This is a genomic window from Longimicrobium sp. (assembly GCF_036399255.1).
Taxonomy (GTDB): Bacteria; Gemmatimonadota; Gemmatimonadetes; order Longimicrobiales; family Longimicrobiaceae; genus Longimicrobium.
Window position 1 is genome coordinate 19355 of sequence record NZ_DASWNM010000066.1, and the last position, 15754, is coordinate 35108.

Genomic DNA, 15754 nt, shown 5'->3' on the forward strand with positions numbered 1-15754 from the left:
ATGCGCGCCGCCGCCGCCCCGCGGCAAGCGGACCGCGCCGTCAGCGCTCGCGGCGGCCGCGGACGGCCAGGCGGCGCAGCAGCACGGCCGTCGCCGCGCCGCCCAGGGCCACCAGGACCGCGCCCAGCACCACGTCCCGCCGGCCGACGTGGAACGGCGGCTCCGACTGAAAGCTGCGCGTGTCGCACTTGCCCGTGCGCGCGTCCCACGTGCCGCCGCGCCCCGTGCACGCCTCCACCGTCTGCGTCCGGCGCAGCGACAGCAGGGCCAGCGGCACCAGCGCCACGAGGAGCAGCAGGCGCACCGCGCGCATCCGCGTCACCGCACCCCCGCCAGCGTCAGGACGAAGAGCAGCGCCCACTGCGTGCCCAGGTGGCTGTCGGCCGTGTCGAACCACTCGCCCAGCGAGTGCGCGCCGCCCCCGCGCCCGCCGCCGTCGATGGTGACCGCGGGAATGCCCAGGCCGATGGGGATGTTGGCGTCGGTGCTGCTGGCGATGGCGGGCACGTCGAAGCCCAGCGCCCGCCCCGCGTCCGTCGCCGCGCGGACGATCCGCGCATCCGCGGGCTGGGTGCCGGCGGGGCGAATGCCGATGGTGTCGATCTCCATCGTCAGCCGGTCGCCCTGGCTCCAGCGCGCGTTCTCCTCGTCCAGCGCCTGGCGCAGGGCCGTCTGCAGGCGCGCGTCCAGCGCGTCGAGCGCGCCCGCATCCACCGAGCGCATGTCCACCTGCATGGCCGCGCTCATGGCGATGGAGTTCACCGAGGTGCCGCCCTCGATCACCCCCACGCTGAAGGTGACGCGCGGGTCCGTGGGCACCGAAAAGTCCGAGATCTTCGCGATGGCGCGGCCCAGCGCGTGCACCGGGTTGGGCGCGCCGAAGTCGCCGTAGCTGTGGCCGCCGGGGCCGCGGTAGGTGACGGTGTAGCGGTGGCTCCCCACCGCGTCCTTGGTCAGCCCCAGCCCCGTACCGTCCACGGAGATGAAGTAGTCCACCCGGTCCCGCAGCTCGCGGGCGAACAGGTGTCGCACGCCGCGCAGGTTCCCCGCCCCCTCCTCGCCCACCGTCCCCACGAAGACGATGGTGCCGCGCGTGCGCACCTGTGCCTGGTCCAGCGCCCGCGCGATCCCCAGCAGGATCGCCAGCCCCCGGCAGTCGTCGCCGATGCCCGGGGCGCGCAGCGTGGTCCCCTCGCGGCGCACCGTAACGTCCGTCCCCTCGGGAAACACCGTGTCCAGGTGCCCGGAGATGACCACGACGGGCTCCCCCGGCTCGCCCGGCCGCTCGGCGATTACGTTGCCCACCGAGTCGATGCGCACGTTGCGCAGCCCCAGCGCCTCCAGTCGGCGGCGGTAGTCCTCGGCGCGGCGCTGCTCCTTGAAGGGCGGCGCCTCGATCTGGCAGATGGCGATCTGGTCTTCGATGGTCTGCGCCTCGCCGGCGCGCGCGGCCTCCAGCGCCTGGCGCACGCGCGGGTCGCGGTCGGGCACGCGAAGCTGCTGCGCCTGCGCGGCGGATGCGATCAGCAGCGCCGGAAGCGCCGCCGCGGCAATGCGGACGGGGTGCTGCATGGGTGTTCTCGGTCGGTGCGGGGATGCGACGGTTCCGCCGCGAATGTAGGCCGGCGCGCGGCACGGCGCCACGGCGGGGCCACGGCAGGTGCGACGACAGGCATTGGGCTGCGTCGGCCGGGCGCCCCCTCCGGGCTCGCATTACTCGCCCACCTCCCCCAAAACTGCTGGGGGAGGTTGGTGCAGGGCTGGCGGCGTTCCGCTCCGGATGATCACGTGCGGGGTGGTGGGCGGCCCCCCTCTCCCGGCCTCTCCCCCGCAAACTGCGCGGGGGAGAGGTGACGCGCCCGACAGACTGTCCGGAGCGGGATCGAATTCTCCCCTCTTCGTGAGGAACGAACGGGGAGGGGCCGGGGGAGGGGCACCCAGCGGACGCAGCCCAATCCCCTTCGCCGCACCCCCGATCCCTCGGCCTCCCCAACCTCCCCCAGCATTGGGGGAGGTGCGAGCCTAAGCGAGCGGAGGGGGCGCCCGGCGGACGCAGCGCATCCTTGGTCGAAGCACCCCATCGCCCCAGACGCCAAAAGCCCTCCGCCCGTCAGACGCCGGGCGGAGGGCCTTCGCAAAGAGAAGGCGGGCCGGTCATGGTGACGGGCCCGCCTTCAGTCCACCAGCGCCAGGTGACGCGCGGGCTCGTGCCCGTGCGGTTGACTGTGCGCGTGGTCTTCGTCGGAATGCTTCAGCAGCGCGGCCAGCACTTCCTCGCCGTAGAACATCGCAATGTACTTGGCCTGCACGTGCGTCACGCGGCGCACGGCCCACACCAGCTCCACATAGTTGGGCTCCTTGGGCCGGTGCAGCAGGTGCATCCCGATCTCCTCGGGCAGGTGGCTGGCCTTGCGGTTGTTGCAGCCGCTGCACGCCGTGGCGACGTTGTCCCAGGTGTTCAGGCCGCCGCGGGAGAGGGGAAGAACGTGGTCGCGGGTCAGGAACTCGCGTCCCCGCAGCTGGCCCTTGTGCCGGCCGCAGTACTGGCAGCGGTACCCGTCGCGCGCGAACAGAAAGGTGTTGGTAACCTGCCGCCGGAACCTGCGCGGCACGTGGACGAAGCGCTTCAGGCGGATTACCAGCGGCGCCGCCACCCGCTCCTTCGCGGAGCGGTAGATGCGCGCCTCATCCTCCTCCAGCACTTCGGCCTTGCGGTCGAACACCAGCCGCAGGGCTCTTTCCACCGGCAGAATGGTCAGCGGTTCGTACGATGCGTTCAGCGCCAGACACCCCATTTGCCTTGCTCCCTCCTTTCTCTGTTTCCCCGAGGGCGTTTACCTGTCTTCTATGCTTCTATGCGCCGGCCTGGCTGTTGTGGGTTGATTGCAAGAATCCGTGCGAAACCTGGCGCCCGTCTCCCCGCGCGGGGACCTCGTTGCGGTAACGAGCCCGGCACGTGTGCGATACGATCCGGAAACGATGCCGCGGGAGGGGAGCGCCGCCGCACGTACGGACTGACGGCTAAGCTGAAGGATGCCACAGGTTGGGCGTTTCGTCAACCTGCTGCACCACATCTTGTGGCCCGCCTCTTCTCCGGCGCCTGGGGACGGTTCCACCGCACCCGTGCGCCATCGCGCGCAAACGTTTGTGGCTGCTTGATTTGTGCCACCGCACCGGCAGTACGCGCCATCGGACAAAATCCGGCGTCGTGCCTGCGAAAACGCCCCGCCTGCACTCGATCGCACGTGTGGCGGGGCTGATCTACACCCGTGCTCCAGGCCGATGCTGTCCGCGCATGCGGACACCTCCAGCGGCGCTCGCACCGTGCCAGATGAAAACGAGACTGTCATTCCGAGGCCCGGCCACGCTGCCCTCCGACGCTCGCGTCCACAGGTTGCAGGGCCGAGGAATCTACTGTCGGCCTGCTCGAAATCGGACGCGGCAGCCCGCGCAGTCCCCGCGGCGCCGCAACAGCCAGACGGGGCCAGTGTGGGGTATCGCGGCAGGCCACGAGGAGGCGGGCAGATTCCTCAGTCGCGCGCCGGGTTCTGTGGTCGGGCAAGTGCCGGGTGTGCGCTCCCTCGGAATGACAGAATGGTTGGGGCCAGTGAGTGCTCGTACCCTCTTGTGGATGAGTCCTGGCGCCGACCGAAGGACCTCCCCGGCAGAACCGAGGGGCTGGCTACGTCACCCGAAACCAGCCCCACAGTGGCCGAGAGCAGGTCCTTCGGTCGCGCGCAATCTGTCGTGTAGCTTCTGGTTGCACGTGGTGCGCTCCCTCAGGAAGTCACGTTCTCGTGTGGTTTCAGGGTTGGAAGCACGCCTCGAGGAGTTACGGACACTCATCAGTCGCGACCCGCGGCATCGGCGCCCGCGCTCGCCAGCGCGGACACGGGCGGCGTGGCGGGCGCCACGACGTGCTCATCGACCGCGCGGCCCAGGAGCACGGCCTCCGCCTCCGCCACCATGCGATCCACGCCGAAGCGGTCGCGCACGCGCCGCAGCGCCTCGCCCGTCCGCGCATCGACGGACGCCGGATCGTCTCGCAGCAGCGCAGCGACCTGGCGCAGCGCGGCGGCGAGGGCATCCGCATCCTCCGGAGGCACCATCCAGCCGGCGGGGACGCCGTCCGCATCATCCCCCAGCGCCGTGCGCACGCCGGCGATCTCCGAGGCAATCACCGGTGTGCCCGCGGCCATGGCCTCAAGCATCACGTTGGCCATCCCCTCGTTGCGGCTGCTGAGCACGAACACGCCGCACCCCGCCAGCACCTCCGCCACGTCGTCGCGGTGCCCCAGCCAGTGCACGCGCTCCGCGATCCCCAGCTCGCGCGCGCGCCGCCGCAGGCTCGCCAGCTCCGGCCCGTCGCCCGCGACGACCACGCCCGCGTCGGCGAAACCGGCGCGCGCGAAGGCATCCAGCAGCACGTCGAAGCCCTTGCGGTGCGTCACGTGCCCCGCTGCCCCGATCAGCAGCGTCCCCGCATCCGCCCCCACCTCCTCCCGCAGCCGGGCGGCGGCTCGGTCGCGGTCGACGGAGGCCGGCTGAATGCCGTTGAGCACCAGGTGAATGCGGTCCGCCGGAAACCAGGCGGCTTCGCGGCGCCACGCCTCCACGATCTCGGGCGCGTTGACGATCAGCGCATCCACCCGGTGCCGAAACCAGCGCACCGCATCCCACCGCCGGGGCACGCGGACGATCCCCAGCCGCACCACCACGCGCGGCACCCCGGCCCGCCGCGCCGCCCACGCGCCCCACGCCCCGCCCTTCCACGACGTGAGCAGCACCGCGTCCGGCCGCTCGCGCCGCAGCCAGCGCGCAAAGCCCAGGGCGCGCGGCAGGTCCAGCCCCGCCCCCGGCCGCGCGTCCGCCACCCCGATCCCCGCCGCCGCCATCCGCCGCGCCACGTCCCCGCCCCGCCGGCAGCAGACGACGACCGTGTGCCCACGGCGCACCAGCCCCTGCGCCACCGTCAACATCCACTTCTCGTTGCCGCCCCACACCCGGGCGCCGTTGTGGATCACCAGCTTCATCAGATGCGCGTGTTCGGCAAGGCTGGGCGAGGATGCGGAAACCGATCCACCCAATGTAGGCGGCGACCGCCGTTCTCCGAAGCACTTCGTTTCGATGAAGCGCAACCGCCGCGCAGGCCCTCGCGAATCACATGAAGGTGAAGCCCCGTTCGGTGACGCGTGAGCGTCGCCGAGACGGGGCTTCTCGCTTTCCCAGCAGCGGGTTCACCGCTCATCCAACCCGCCTGCCGAACGACGATGGGGTTCACCTCCTCACCCCTTCACCCCTTCACCCGTTCACCCCTTCACCCAACCCCGCGTCACGGCGTCCCGACGCAATCGATCTCCGTGCACCCCCGCGCCGAGGGACACGCATCCACCGCCGACGCGTCCCGGCACTCGGGCGGGCGCGTGCACCCGCGCGACGTGGGACACTCCAGCGCGGCCGAGGGGCAGTTGTTTCCCTGCGTGGGCCGGCACTCGGCGACCACGCTGCAGCCGCGCGCCGAAGCGCACGCGTCCACCGCCGAGCAGTCCGTGTCGTCGATCCCCGTGTTCCCCTGCTTCTGCCGCCCGTGCACCGTGCCGAAGGGAAGCACGCCATCCTCGTCCGTGGCGAACGACTGCACCTGCAGCGTGTTCAGGTCGAGCGTGAGCTTTTTCATGGCCGGTTTCCATTCCATGCGTGGTGGTGAAAGCGGCCGCACGCCCGCGGCCGCGTCCGGACGGCGTTCCGCCTGGACCTTTCCAATATCTGGAGGGATGCGGAATCTGTCACGCACGCCGTCTGTTTCCCCGCCACGGAAAGGGTCCTGACGAGCAGCAGGGAAACGGGAGCCGTGTTCGGCCGATGCAGCACCGCCTTGATTCCACATCGATCGGCGGCTGCAGTCCCGCCATCATCGAGCATCCTTGTCACGGGCTCACGAATAGACAATACTATCTGTTCCTCCGATTCACCCGCGACCCACCCCTCGCCTGGAGCTGCACATGAAGAAGATGAAGCTGGACGTGTCGGACCTGACGGTGAACTCCTTTCCCACCGTCCAGACCCCGGCCCCGCTCCGCGGCACCGTGCATGGCCATGAGACCGAGACCTGCCCGGCGTACGCCACGTACGAGTTCCCCTCGTGCTACCACACCGACTGCGGGCAGCGCACCTGCGACTGGGCGGCCTGCTGGGGCACCGGTACGGGAGGCACCGCCAACACCAACTGTGGCCAGTACACCTGCCCCAATCCGAACAGCTGCCCGTACTAGGACCAGGACCGCGCGCGGCGCAACGAGCAAGCCCCGCCCCCGGACACGGGGGCGGGGCTTTTGCTCGTGGCGCGGACGGGTCCGCCGCCCTCCCTTTTCGTCCGCGGGAACGCGGAGGAGACGCCGGGAGCCCGGCGGCTACAGCAGCGCCACGGGATCGCGGTCGATGGCGATGCGCAGCTCGGCCTGCTTGCTGCCGCCCGCGTGGTACTTCTCGAAGAAGTAGCGCGCCACCTTGCCCAGCGTCTTTGCGCTGGGCGAGCGCAGGATGAAGTGCCAGCGCCAGCGGTTGCGAATGCGGTCGATGGGGCACGGCGCCGGCCCCACCAGCGCCACGTCGCGCACCGCGCGCGCCGCCAGCAGCCCGCTCACCCAGTCCGCCGCGGCCACGGCGGCCTCCTGCGTCGCCTTTTCCTCCACGCCGCTGATCACCACGTTCACCAGCCGCGAGAACGGGGGATACGACGGCTCGCGGCGCGTCTCCAGCTCGCGGTCGGCGAACCCCACGAAGTCGTGCTCGGTGGCGCGCTCCACCGCGTAGTGGTGCGGAAGCGCCGTCTGGATGAACACCTCGCCTCCCTTGGGCCCGCGCCCCGCCCGCCCCGCCACCTGCGTCAGCAGCTGGAACGTGCGCTCCGTGGCGCGAAAGTCGGGGAGGTTGATCCCCGTGTCGGCGTTGATCACCCCCACCAGCGTCACGTTGGCGAAGTCCAGCCCCTTGGCGATCATCTGCGTGCCCAGGAGGATGTCGACCTCCCCCCGCTCCACCCGCCCCAGGATGGTGTGGTGCGCCCACTTGCCGGCCGTGGTGTCCACGTCCATCCGCGCGATGCGGGCGGATGGAAAGGCCTCCTCGACCGCGCGCTCCACCTGCTCCGTCCCCACCCCCTTGAAGCTCAGGTCGTCCGATCCGCACGCCGAGCAGATTTTGGGCGAGGCCTCCTCGTGCAGGCAGTAGTGGCAGGTGAGCCGCGCCCGCCGGCGATGGAAGGTGAGCGACACGTTGCACTGCGGGCAGTGCCACACCTGCCCGCACTCGCGGCACTGCACGAAGGTGGCGTAGCCGCGGCGGTTCAGCAGCAGGATGGTCTGCTCCTCGCGCTTGATGCGGTCGCGCACCGCCTCGACCAGCACGTCGCTCAGGATGACGGGCGCGGGCTCCTGCAGCGGCCCCGTCGTCTTCTTGACCCGCTTACGCTCCGCGCGCAGGTCCACCACCTTGATGGGCGGCATGGGCTGGCCGCCCACGCGGTCCGGCAGCTCCAGCAGCGCGTACTTTCCCGCCCGCGCGTTGCTCCAGCTTTCCAGCGACGGCGTGGCGCTTCCCAGCACGCAGACGGCGCCCTCGATGGTGGAGCGGACGACGGCCACCTCGCGGGCGTGGTAGCGCGGCGCCTCGGCCTGCTTGTACGAGCCCTCGTGCTCCTCGTCCACGATCACCGCGCCCAGGTTGGCCAACGGCGCAAAGATGGCCGAGCGCGCGCCGACGACGATCTGCTTCTCCCCCGCGCGTAGCGAGCGCCACTCGTCGTACCGCTCGCCCTCGCTGAGCGCGGAGTGCAGCACGGCCACCCGGTCGCCGAACACCGCCTTGAAGCGCCCCACCGTCTGCGGCGTCAGCGCGATCTCGGGGACCAGGACGATGGCCGTCTTTCCCTGCCGCTCCACCACCTCGCGCAGCAGCTCGATGTAGACCAGCGTCTTTCCCGATCCCGTGACGCCGCGGAGGAGGAAGGTGCCCGGCTCCTTCGTGCGGCTGGCCTTCACCAGCTCGCGGATCACGCCGGCCTGCGCGGCAGTCGGATTCAGCCGCGGCGCCTCGGCCACCGGCATCTCGGCGTACGGATCGCGCGACACCACCTCGTCCTCGGCCGCGACGAAGCCCTTCTTGACCAGCTGGCGGATGATGTCGGGTCCAAAGCCCAGCGCGGCGGTCATGTGCGCGGCCTCCGCGCGCCCGCCCAGCGACTCCAGCGTCTCGTACGCCTCGCGCTGCCGCTTCGCCCGCCCGAACGCCTCTTCGCGCGCCAGCAGCGTGGGCAGCTCCTGGACGATGCGGAGGACGCGGCGCGTCTTGACGGCGTGCTCGATGCGCGGCCCCTCCGTCTCCACCCGCACGAAGCCGCGCTCCTCCATCCGCCGGATGACGGGCCACCAGCCGTGGTCGCCCAGCTCGCGGCGCAGGCGCAGGACGGCCTGGGGTCCCTGGGTGTCCGCCAGCCACGCCATCAGCTTCATCTCCAGCGGCGACAGCTCCTGCTCCACCGGCTCGCGGAGCAGGGAGACGTAGTCGGTGGACGAGTCGGTGAGCCCCGCGGGAAGCGCCGTCCGCAGCACCAGCCCCAGCGGCGCCAGGTAGTAGTCCGCGATCCAGCGGCTGAGCTTGAGGATGGTGGGCGTGACGCTGGGGTGCGCGTCCAGCACGGCGGAGACGGGCTTGACGCGGCCCGGCTTGTCCGGCGCCGGCGCCTCGCGGTCGATCCAGCCGATCTTTTCCTTGTTGGCGAACGGAACCAGCACGCGCGCGCCCGGCCGCGCGGCGGCGCGCAGCTCGGGCGGAACGGCGTACGTGAACGTACGCGGCATCGGCAGCGGAAGGGCGACCTGGACGAACAACTGCAGGGAATAGGGAACAGGGAATAGGGAATAGCGGGCGATGCAATCTCGCGCGCGTCGGGCTCCAATCTGTACACCCGGGGTTCCCGGCGCGAGGGGATGGGGCGCGGATGCGCGGGGGATGCCCCGGCGATGAGCGGGTAAACCCGCTGCTGGGAAAGCGACAAGCCCCGTCCCGGCTCGCTTGCGCTCGCCGAACGGGGCTTCAACCGCAACGGGCTCTGAGCCCAGCCGCTCACGGAGGATCATGCGCCCCCCACTCCGGACGCTTCCATCTGTCATTCCGAAGGAGGCGCCGCACGGAGCCGTCCCCTACCCAATCCCCATGGCGCCGACTGAGGAATCTACCGTCTGCCGCGGGTGGCGTGTCTCCGCTCCCCGCACCCGCGGCTACCGGGGAGCGGACGCACCGGTGCGTGGGATGCCGCACACCGCCGGGCCGCCGAGTCCGCGCAGGCGGACTTCGCGATTTTCCCGCGGCGAATTCATTCGCTCCGCGCAGGCGGACATCACGTTGTCCCAGCCGCGATTTCAATCGCCGCGACGGAGCGCGAACGGCCGGAACACGGAAAAACCCGCGAAGGGCGGCGGGCTCCGTACAAGGTCCGGCCAATCTTTTCTCTTGCTCTTCGAAACAGAATCCGCCTAGAATGTCGGACGCCTGCCCGTTGATGCCCCGCCTTTTCCCACGCCGGAGAAGATCCATGTGTACGTCGGCCCCGCACGTTCGCCCGAGACGCGCCATGCTTGGCGCATTCTTCTCGATCCTGGCGAGCATACCCATCCTGTTTCCCACTTCGCTTCTCGCGCAGAACGCCCACGCGGAAGGGCCGCCGCCCCCGGATGCGCACCTGCTTACGCCTGATCCCGCCGTCTACGGACGGTGGCAGACGGTGATCCCGGAAAAAGGCGGTGCCGCCATCGAACGGATCCTGGGGATGCAGACGGTGCACGCCGTGCTGCTGCCCTCGGGCAAGGTGCTGTGGGCCAGCGGCAGCAGCTGGCGAAACCACGCGCCCATCGAGCACTACCCCAACGTCAGGAATCCGGCCCCGGGCAAAGGCGTCTTCAACCGGGAGGGCAACCCGTTCGCGCTGGACAGCCTGGAGAAGTACTACCAGCTCGTGAACAACGTCGCGGTCTACGATCCCGACCGGAACACCTTCTACCGCATCCCGCACCCGATCCCCGTCGCGGACCCGGACAGCGCGGGCCAGTTTGCGCCCAGCGACCTGTTCTGCACCGGGCACCTGCACCTTCCCGACGGCAACGTCCTCTTTACCGGCGGCACCCAGTACTACTATCCCTACCGAACCGGCAACCGGTCCACGTACATCTTCGACTGGAAAAAGGAGCTCGGGATCGACTGGCAGCGCTTCGACTGGCGCCGGATGCCCGAGCCCGTGGACGATCCGTGGATCTTTTCGGGCTTCATGCCGCGCGGACGCTGGTACGCCAGCATCGTCCCGCTGCTGGATGGGCGGATGGCGGTGTTCAGCGGGTTCGTGGGCTTCGACCACGGCTACCCGCCGATGTACGAGTTCGAGATCAACCACACGGTCGACTTCTTCAACCCCACCGGGTTCGACCGGGAGAATCCGGGCGCATCGTGGCGCAGCGTCGACGTGCGCGACACGCCCAACAGCCCGTTTGCCACGGTCATCAATCCCCGCTTCGTCCCCGACGACAGCGTCAGGTGCGACGCGAGGTGCCGCGAGGCCAACCAGCGGGACGCGTTCAAGCTGTATCCCGAGAACTACCTGATGCCCGACGGCCGCATCTACCTTACGCGCGAAGGCGACTGGGTAAGCCTGCGCACGGAAAGCACGGCGTTCATGCGGCGCACCACGCACACCTACTGGGCCACCCTGGGCGGCACCGCCAACAGCCCCACCGTGTCGTTCGAGCGCGGGCCGGAGCGCCCCGACACCATTACGTCGTACGGCACCACCTACCTGGACCCCAACACGGGGAACATCACGCTCCTGGGCGGGCAGCCCACCTCGCCCGGCACGCTGCTGCCGATGAACGTGACGGTGGACGACAACATCACCCCGCCCACGCACTTTGCGGGCGGGCGCGGCAGCCGCAAGCGCCAGGAGTTCATCGTGGACCCCCGCGAGCGGGGCGGCGGCCGCTGGACGCTGGAAGAGAACTTCCTGGGCAGCGAGCCGCAGGACGACCGCACCATGCACTACGCCATCACCCTGCCCACGCGGCAGGTGCTGGTGATCAACGGCGGGAACTACGATTTCTACGGGCCGGTGTTCTATCCGCTGCTGCTGACGCCGCGCTACGAAGGCGGCCGGTTCATCGGGTACCACCGGCAGCGGATGGTCGAGGGGGTGGAGCCGCGGCTGTACCACAACAACGCGCTTCTTCTTCCCGACGGGCGCATCCTGGTTTCCGGCGGCAACTCGGCGCGCGCCACCGTTCGCAGCGACGCCGATCCGGGCCATGCGCACACCAGCACCGGTCAGCCCAAGCCAAACCTGGACAACGTGGACGTGGACATGTACTTCTTTGGCGACGGGCCCATGGCCCGCGGCCAGACGGGGCAGCTCACCACGCCCACCGAAGACTGGGTGGCCGAAATCTACAGCCCGCCGTACCTGTTCATCGACCCGGCCCGGCGCGCGGAGATCCGGTCCATCGCACCCGTCGGCGCTCCCCGCTACCGGCCCGAGGCCGTGATCGGCGGCAAGACGTTCAACCTGCTGCACAGCGGCGAGGAGTACCGGGTGCGGCTGGCCGGCCTTCCCGAGACCTGCTCGGCCGGTGGCCGGGCGTCGCTGTCGCTGATCAAGCTGTCGTCGGCCACGCACGGCTGGCAGAACGGGCAGCAGTTCCACGAGCTGCAGTTCAGGGCTTCGGGCGACAACGAGATCGTGTTCCGCACGCCGGACGCGCGCCAGGCCAACCTGCCGCCCGCGTACTACATGCTGTTTTACGTGGACTGCCGCGGCAAGCCGGCCGTCGCGCGCATGGTGCGCTTCGACGACCAGGCCACGGAGCCCTGAGCGTACGGGCTGGATGAAAACGCAGCGCGCCGGTCCGGGAGGGCCGGCGCGCTTTGTTTGGTGGGGGCGTCGCCGGGAGGAACGGCAACGGCATCGCGCTGCGCGCGGACCCTCACCCCCGGCCCCTCTCCCGCAAACGGCGCGGGAGAGGGGAGAACCCACGCCCGATGCCCCGAAGTATCCACCGCGCCACCACCTGTCATTTCGAAGGAGGCGCCGCGAGGAACCGTCCTTCACCGGATCCTGTGGCGCCGGCTGATACTAAAATCCGGAAAAAGCCTTGTCTCACACAGAGGGCGCAGAGGAACGAAACGACACCGATTGTTTAGCCGGATCCTGTATGAGAACCTACCGTCTACCCGGTAGCGGACGCGCAGGCGCTTTGGACGCCGCATATAGCCGGGCCGCCGAGTCCGCGAAGGCGGACTTTGCGATTTTCCAGCGGCGAATTCATTCGCTCCAGCGGGCGGACGGCATGTTACCGGATTAGAATCGCGACGAGCATCATTCGCTCCCGGCGGTGGACCTCGCATCCACCCGCCCTTGACCGCTCGCATCCCGCCGCGCCACCCGCTCCCCCGGGAGGCCCGAGACCCAGCGCAGGAAGGTCTCCAGCGTCTCGTTGCCGGGAAGCGGAAGGCGCGGGCGAAAGCGCATTCCCTGCATCACCTCCACGTCCTTTTCGATGAAGCGGGTGAAAAGGAAGCGCGCCACCCCCAGCCGCAGCCGGTCCACTCCCGGCACGCCCGCGCGGCGCGTGGTGAACACCGGCGTCACCTCCACCTCGTCACCGACGGGGACAAAGGCCAGCAGCAGCGCGCTGCGGGTGCGCCCCAGGTCGCTCTCCACCGTGACCGTGGTGCCGCCCCAGCAGTTCATGGTGACGCGGATGTGGTCCCTGGAGATGCGCTGCATGATGCGGTCGGCCAGGCCGCGCCCCGTGACCCGCGACAGGTAGCGCATCCGCAGGCGGTGCGGCTCGGGCACCTCGACCTGCGGCCGCTCGCGCAGGGCGCGCCCGTGCACCGTGTTCAGGTGCTGCTCGTCGAAGCCGTTGGCGGCGGGCGCGTGCCACTGGCAGCGCAGCCGCACCGCGCGCCCGTGCGCAAATCGCAGCTCGTCGTCGGCAAAGGTCTCGAACCCCGGCACCGGGGTGGGCGGGCCGGCGCCCATCCACACCCAGATCCCGTCCAGCCGCTCCGCCACGGCGTACCCCGGCTGCCGCGCGGACGACGGCGCGCGCCCGCCCCCCGGCATCCCCGCGCAGGCGCCCTCGCGGTCCCACTCCCAGTGGTGCAGCGGGCACTGCAGCCGCTCGCCCACCACGCAGCCGCCGCCCAGGTGCGCGCCCATGTGCCAGCAGTGCGGCGCCAGCGCGCCCACGGCGCCCGCCTCGGTGCGGAAGAGAACCACCTCCTCGCTTCCCACGCTGCGCGTCAGCACCCGGCCGGGCGGCAGGGCGGATGATGGGGCCAGCAGGTACCAGGCGGCGGGCCGCGATGGCGGATCGAAGACGAAGGGCGCCTCGGCGGGCGGGATCATGGACACGCGGAATCGGGATCTGGCGGGAGAATAATCGTGGCGCGGGATGCGGATCGGCCTCAGAGGGTGGTGCTAAACCTCGAATCCCATAACGAAGCGGTGACTTCCCGGGAGGGTGTTGCACCCCCAAACTCACAAGAAGCGATGACTTCCTGAGGGAGCGCACCACGTGTAACCCGATTCCACACAACCGCCTGCGCGCGACCGAAGGACCTCGTCTCGGTGGCGCAGGGGCCCGATCAGGGCACGAGACCAGCCCGTCGTTCTGCTGGCGAGGTCCTTCGGTCGGTGCCAAGGTGCAGTGTACAAGCGAGTTAGGGGGCGGTGCCTCCCTCAGGAAGTCAATCGCGCTGGGAGGTTTGGCAACACCCTCTCAGGAAGTCACGCGCTTGCGTCAGGAACTCGGAAGATTGAACACCCTCTCAGGGACGCCGCAGCGTCAGCCGCACGGTGTCCACGCGGGAGCGATTGAAGTCGGCAAGGTACAGCGCGCTGTCCGCGGCGAACACGGGCAGCCGCACGCCCACCGGCCAGTCCGTCCGATTGTCGAAGATGGTGGCGGAGATCCACACTGACGCCGTGTCGACGTCCGGGTGGGGCGGGTTGTGCCGCGCCAGGTGCAGCCGGTTCTGTCCCGTGTTCGGACTGGCGCCGTAGTTCCCCTTGAGCCCGGTGCCCTCGCGCGCCGGCACCGCCCCCAGGCTGAAGATGTAGCGCTGGGGCCACGGCCGCGGCGGCGCGTCGATGACCACCACCACGCGCACGCAGCCGTATCGGCTGCCGTACGTCCCGGGACAGTTCCCATTGTCCAGCCCCAGCAGTTCGCACCCCGCACAGGCGAGCAGAAGGGCGAGGCACGGCACGCCGCGCGAAAGCAGCTTCGGCATCAGGGGGGTGGATTGCGGATGTGATGTCGTGAATCGTCGTTGACGCGTCCGGGCGCCATCACGGTCAGTGGTAGCGCCAATGTGCGTGACGGTCGAACCACTCTTCACCCGGGTCATAAAGTGAATACACCGGGGTCAGGTCTGGCTCGATCTCCCGCCTCAGGGTCAGCTTCAACCATGCTCTTTCGAAAACCGAATCCGCCTTGGCCACCCCGTGGTGCACTTGAACGAACTGCTCCTGAGCCGAAGTAACCGGTTGGATGTGGCCGTTGGCAAGAGCCTCCAACCAGAAGCCATAGCGAGACAATAGCTCAGCTTCGTCCTGCGAGAAGATGGCTACGTTAGCCACCCCCAGCGGGTAGAAGCGCTTCGCAAGGTGCACTTTGTGGTCCTCCGGTGCCTTCATGCGATCCTCCGCGCAGGCGAACGATCGATCATGATCTCTCGTTCACGTACATCTCTCGTTGACGTACAACAGTTGACGGCTTCAACCGGCGCGCACGTTCATGCTGCGTCACGAGGCGCGAGGTGACCGCTGGCGCCCAGGTGCAGCAGGATGCGCCGGATGAGCACGGGCGCGTCCGGCGTGCGAAAGTAGTGGTCCGCCCCCCACACCGGATAGACCACACCGCCGTCCGCGATAGCGTCCGTCAGCAGCGTGCTCCCGTCGTTGGGCCCCAGCGCCGCGAGCTGGCGGTGGCGCTTCGTGATCGCCCCCGCGGTGTGGATGGAGAGCGGGCACGCCACCACGTTCACCACGTACACCCCCGCGGGTGCCGTGGCGCGGGGGGACGGCGCGTGCCGCAGCTCGCGGATCAGCCCGAAGTCTGCCCGCCAGCGCGCCAGGAACGCGCGCACCGCCAGCCGCCGCCACCACGCCCCGTCCAGCATCTGGTCCACCAGCGGCGACCCGTGGATAATCCCGCAGACGTTGATCCACGCCCGCACCTTCCGCGCGAGCGCCGGATCCTGCTCCAGCGCCATCCGCACGTCCGCCCCTCCCTTGCTGAGCGAGGCCAGCACCACGGACCCGTCCGCCTCCCTCTCCAGCGCCTCGCGGATGACGCGCGCGTTCTCGCTGACGCTCCCCGTGCTCGGCGTGCGGATCATCTCCACGTCAAGCCCCAGGTCCCGCGCCACCGCCAGCACCGCCGCGCCATCCGCCCCGAACTGCGGGTACTCGCGCCAGAACGCCGCCGGCGCCAGCAGCAGCCGCGCCGAGGTCGGCGGGAGCGCCGCGTCCGCATCCAGCGCCTCCACCGCTTCGATGAACGCCCGGTGCGGCTCCGCGCTTCGCACGCGGTCGTACCACAGCGCCGTCGCGAAGTCCACCCCGTATTCACGCGTCAGGTTTCGCAACACCGCGGGCGTGAGGGCGGCGTAATCGTACTGCGGATAGCTGCTCCGCGCTTGGTCA

At 70.0% G+C, this 15754-nt stretch carries 12 protein-coding genes; 2 read left to right on the forward strand and 10 right to left on the reverse strand.

The window, feature by feature from the left end:
• Positions 1–40: 40 nt before the first annotated feature.
• The 5 genes from VGC13_RS09855 to VGC13_RS09875 form a co-directional block, all read right to left on the reverse strand.
• Positions 41–322: a hypothetical protein gene (locus VGC13_RS09855; protein ID WP_331125075.1), complete on the reverse strand. Its 282-nt coding sequence runs from the start codon at positions 320–322 to the stop codon at positions 41–43.
• The gene (locus VGC13_RS09860; protein WP_331125076.1) at positions 319–1572 is read right to left on the reverse strand and encodes a M20/M25/M40 family metallo-hydrolase; all 1254 of its coding nucleotides are present in this window, start codon (positions 1570–1572) and stop codon (positions 319–321) included. The genes VGC13_RS09855 and VGC13_RS09860 overlap by 4 nt, the downstream gene beginning before the upstream one ends.
• A gap of 602 nt (positions 1573–2174) precedes the next feature.
• Positions 2175–2795 (reverse strand): HNH endonuclease, encoded by a 621-nt coding sequence (locus VGC13_RS09865; RefSeq protein ID WP_331125077.1) that lies wholly within the window; start codon positions 2793–2795, stop codon positions 2175–2177.
• 1050 nt (positions 2796–3845) lie between these two features.
• On the reverse strand, positions 3846–5033 hold the full coding sequence (locus VGC13_RS09870) for a glycosyltransferase (RefSeq protein ID WP_331125078.1): 1188 nt from the start codon (positions 5031–5033) through the stop codon (positions 3846–3848).
• 299 nt (positions 5034–5332) lie between these two features.
• Entirely contained in the window at positions 5333–5677 is a 345-nt protein-coding gene (locus VGC13_RS09875; protein WP_331125079.1) for a hypothetical protein, read from the reverse strand.
• 325 nt (positions 5678–6002) lie between these two features.
• Here VGC13_RS09875 and VGC13_RS09880 point away from each other — a divergent pair, with 325 nt between their 5' ends.
• Positions 6003–6272: a hypothetical protein gene (locus VGC13_RS09880; RefSeq protein WP_331125080.1), complete on the forward strand. Its 270-nt coding sequence runs from the start codon at positions 6003–6005 to the stop codon at positions 6270–6272.
• 138 nt (positions 6273–6410) lie between these two features.
• Here the strand turns inward: VGC13_RS09880 and priA are convergent, their stop codons facing one another.
• Positions 6411–9170 carry a primosomal protein N' gene (priA, locus tag VGC13_RS09885; protein ID WP_331125081.1) on the reverse strand — a complete coding sequence of 920 codons (2760 nt, stop codon included), beginning with the start codon at positions 9168–9170 and terminating at the stop codon, positions 6411–6413.
• 461 nt (positions 9171–9631) lie between these two features.
• Between priA and VGC13_RS09890 the strand changes: the two genes are divergently transcribed.
• Positions 9632–11908: a galactose oxidase-like domain-containing protein gene (locus VGC13_RS09890; protein WP_331125082.1), complete on the forward strand. Its 2277-nt coding sequence runs from the start codon at positions 9632–9634 to the stop codon at positions 11906–11908.
• Between the two features lie 504 nt (positions 11909–12412).
• On the opposite strand, the gene VGC13_RS09895 is transcribed toward VGC13_RS09890, so the two are convergent.
• From VGC13_RS09895 to VGC13_RS09910, 4 genes are all read right to left on the reverse strand, one after another.
• On the reverse strand, positions 12413–13450 hold the full coding sequence (locus VGC13_RS09895) for a Rieske 2Fe-2S domain-containing protein (protein WP_331125083.1): 1038 nt from the start codon (positions 13448–13450) through the stop codon (positions 12413–12415).
• Between the two features lie 422 nt (positions 13451–13872).
• Positions 13873–14337: a hypothetical protein gene (locus VGC13_RS09900; protein WP_331125084.1), complete on the reverse strand. Its 465-nt coding sequence runs from the start codon at positions 14335–14337 to the stop codon at positions 13873–13875.
• Positions 14338–14401: 64 nt separating this feature from the next.
• Positions 14402–14743, reverse strand: coding sequence for a DUF413 domain-containing protein (gene maoP / locus VGC13_RS09905; RefSeq protein WP_331125085.1), 342 nt, complete (start codon positions 14741–14743; stop codon positions 14402–14404).
• 98 nt (positions 14744–14841) lie between these two features.
• Positions 14842–15696 (reverse strand): hypothetical protein, encoded by an 855-nt coding sequence (locus tag VGC13_RS09910; RefSeq protein ID WP_331125086.1) that lies wholly within the window; start codon positions 15694–15696, stop codon positions 14842–14844.
• Between the last annotated feature and the right edge of the window lie 58 nt (positions 15697–15754).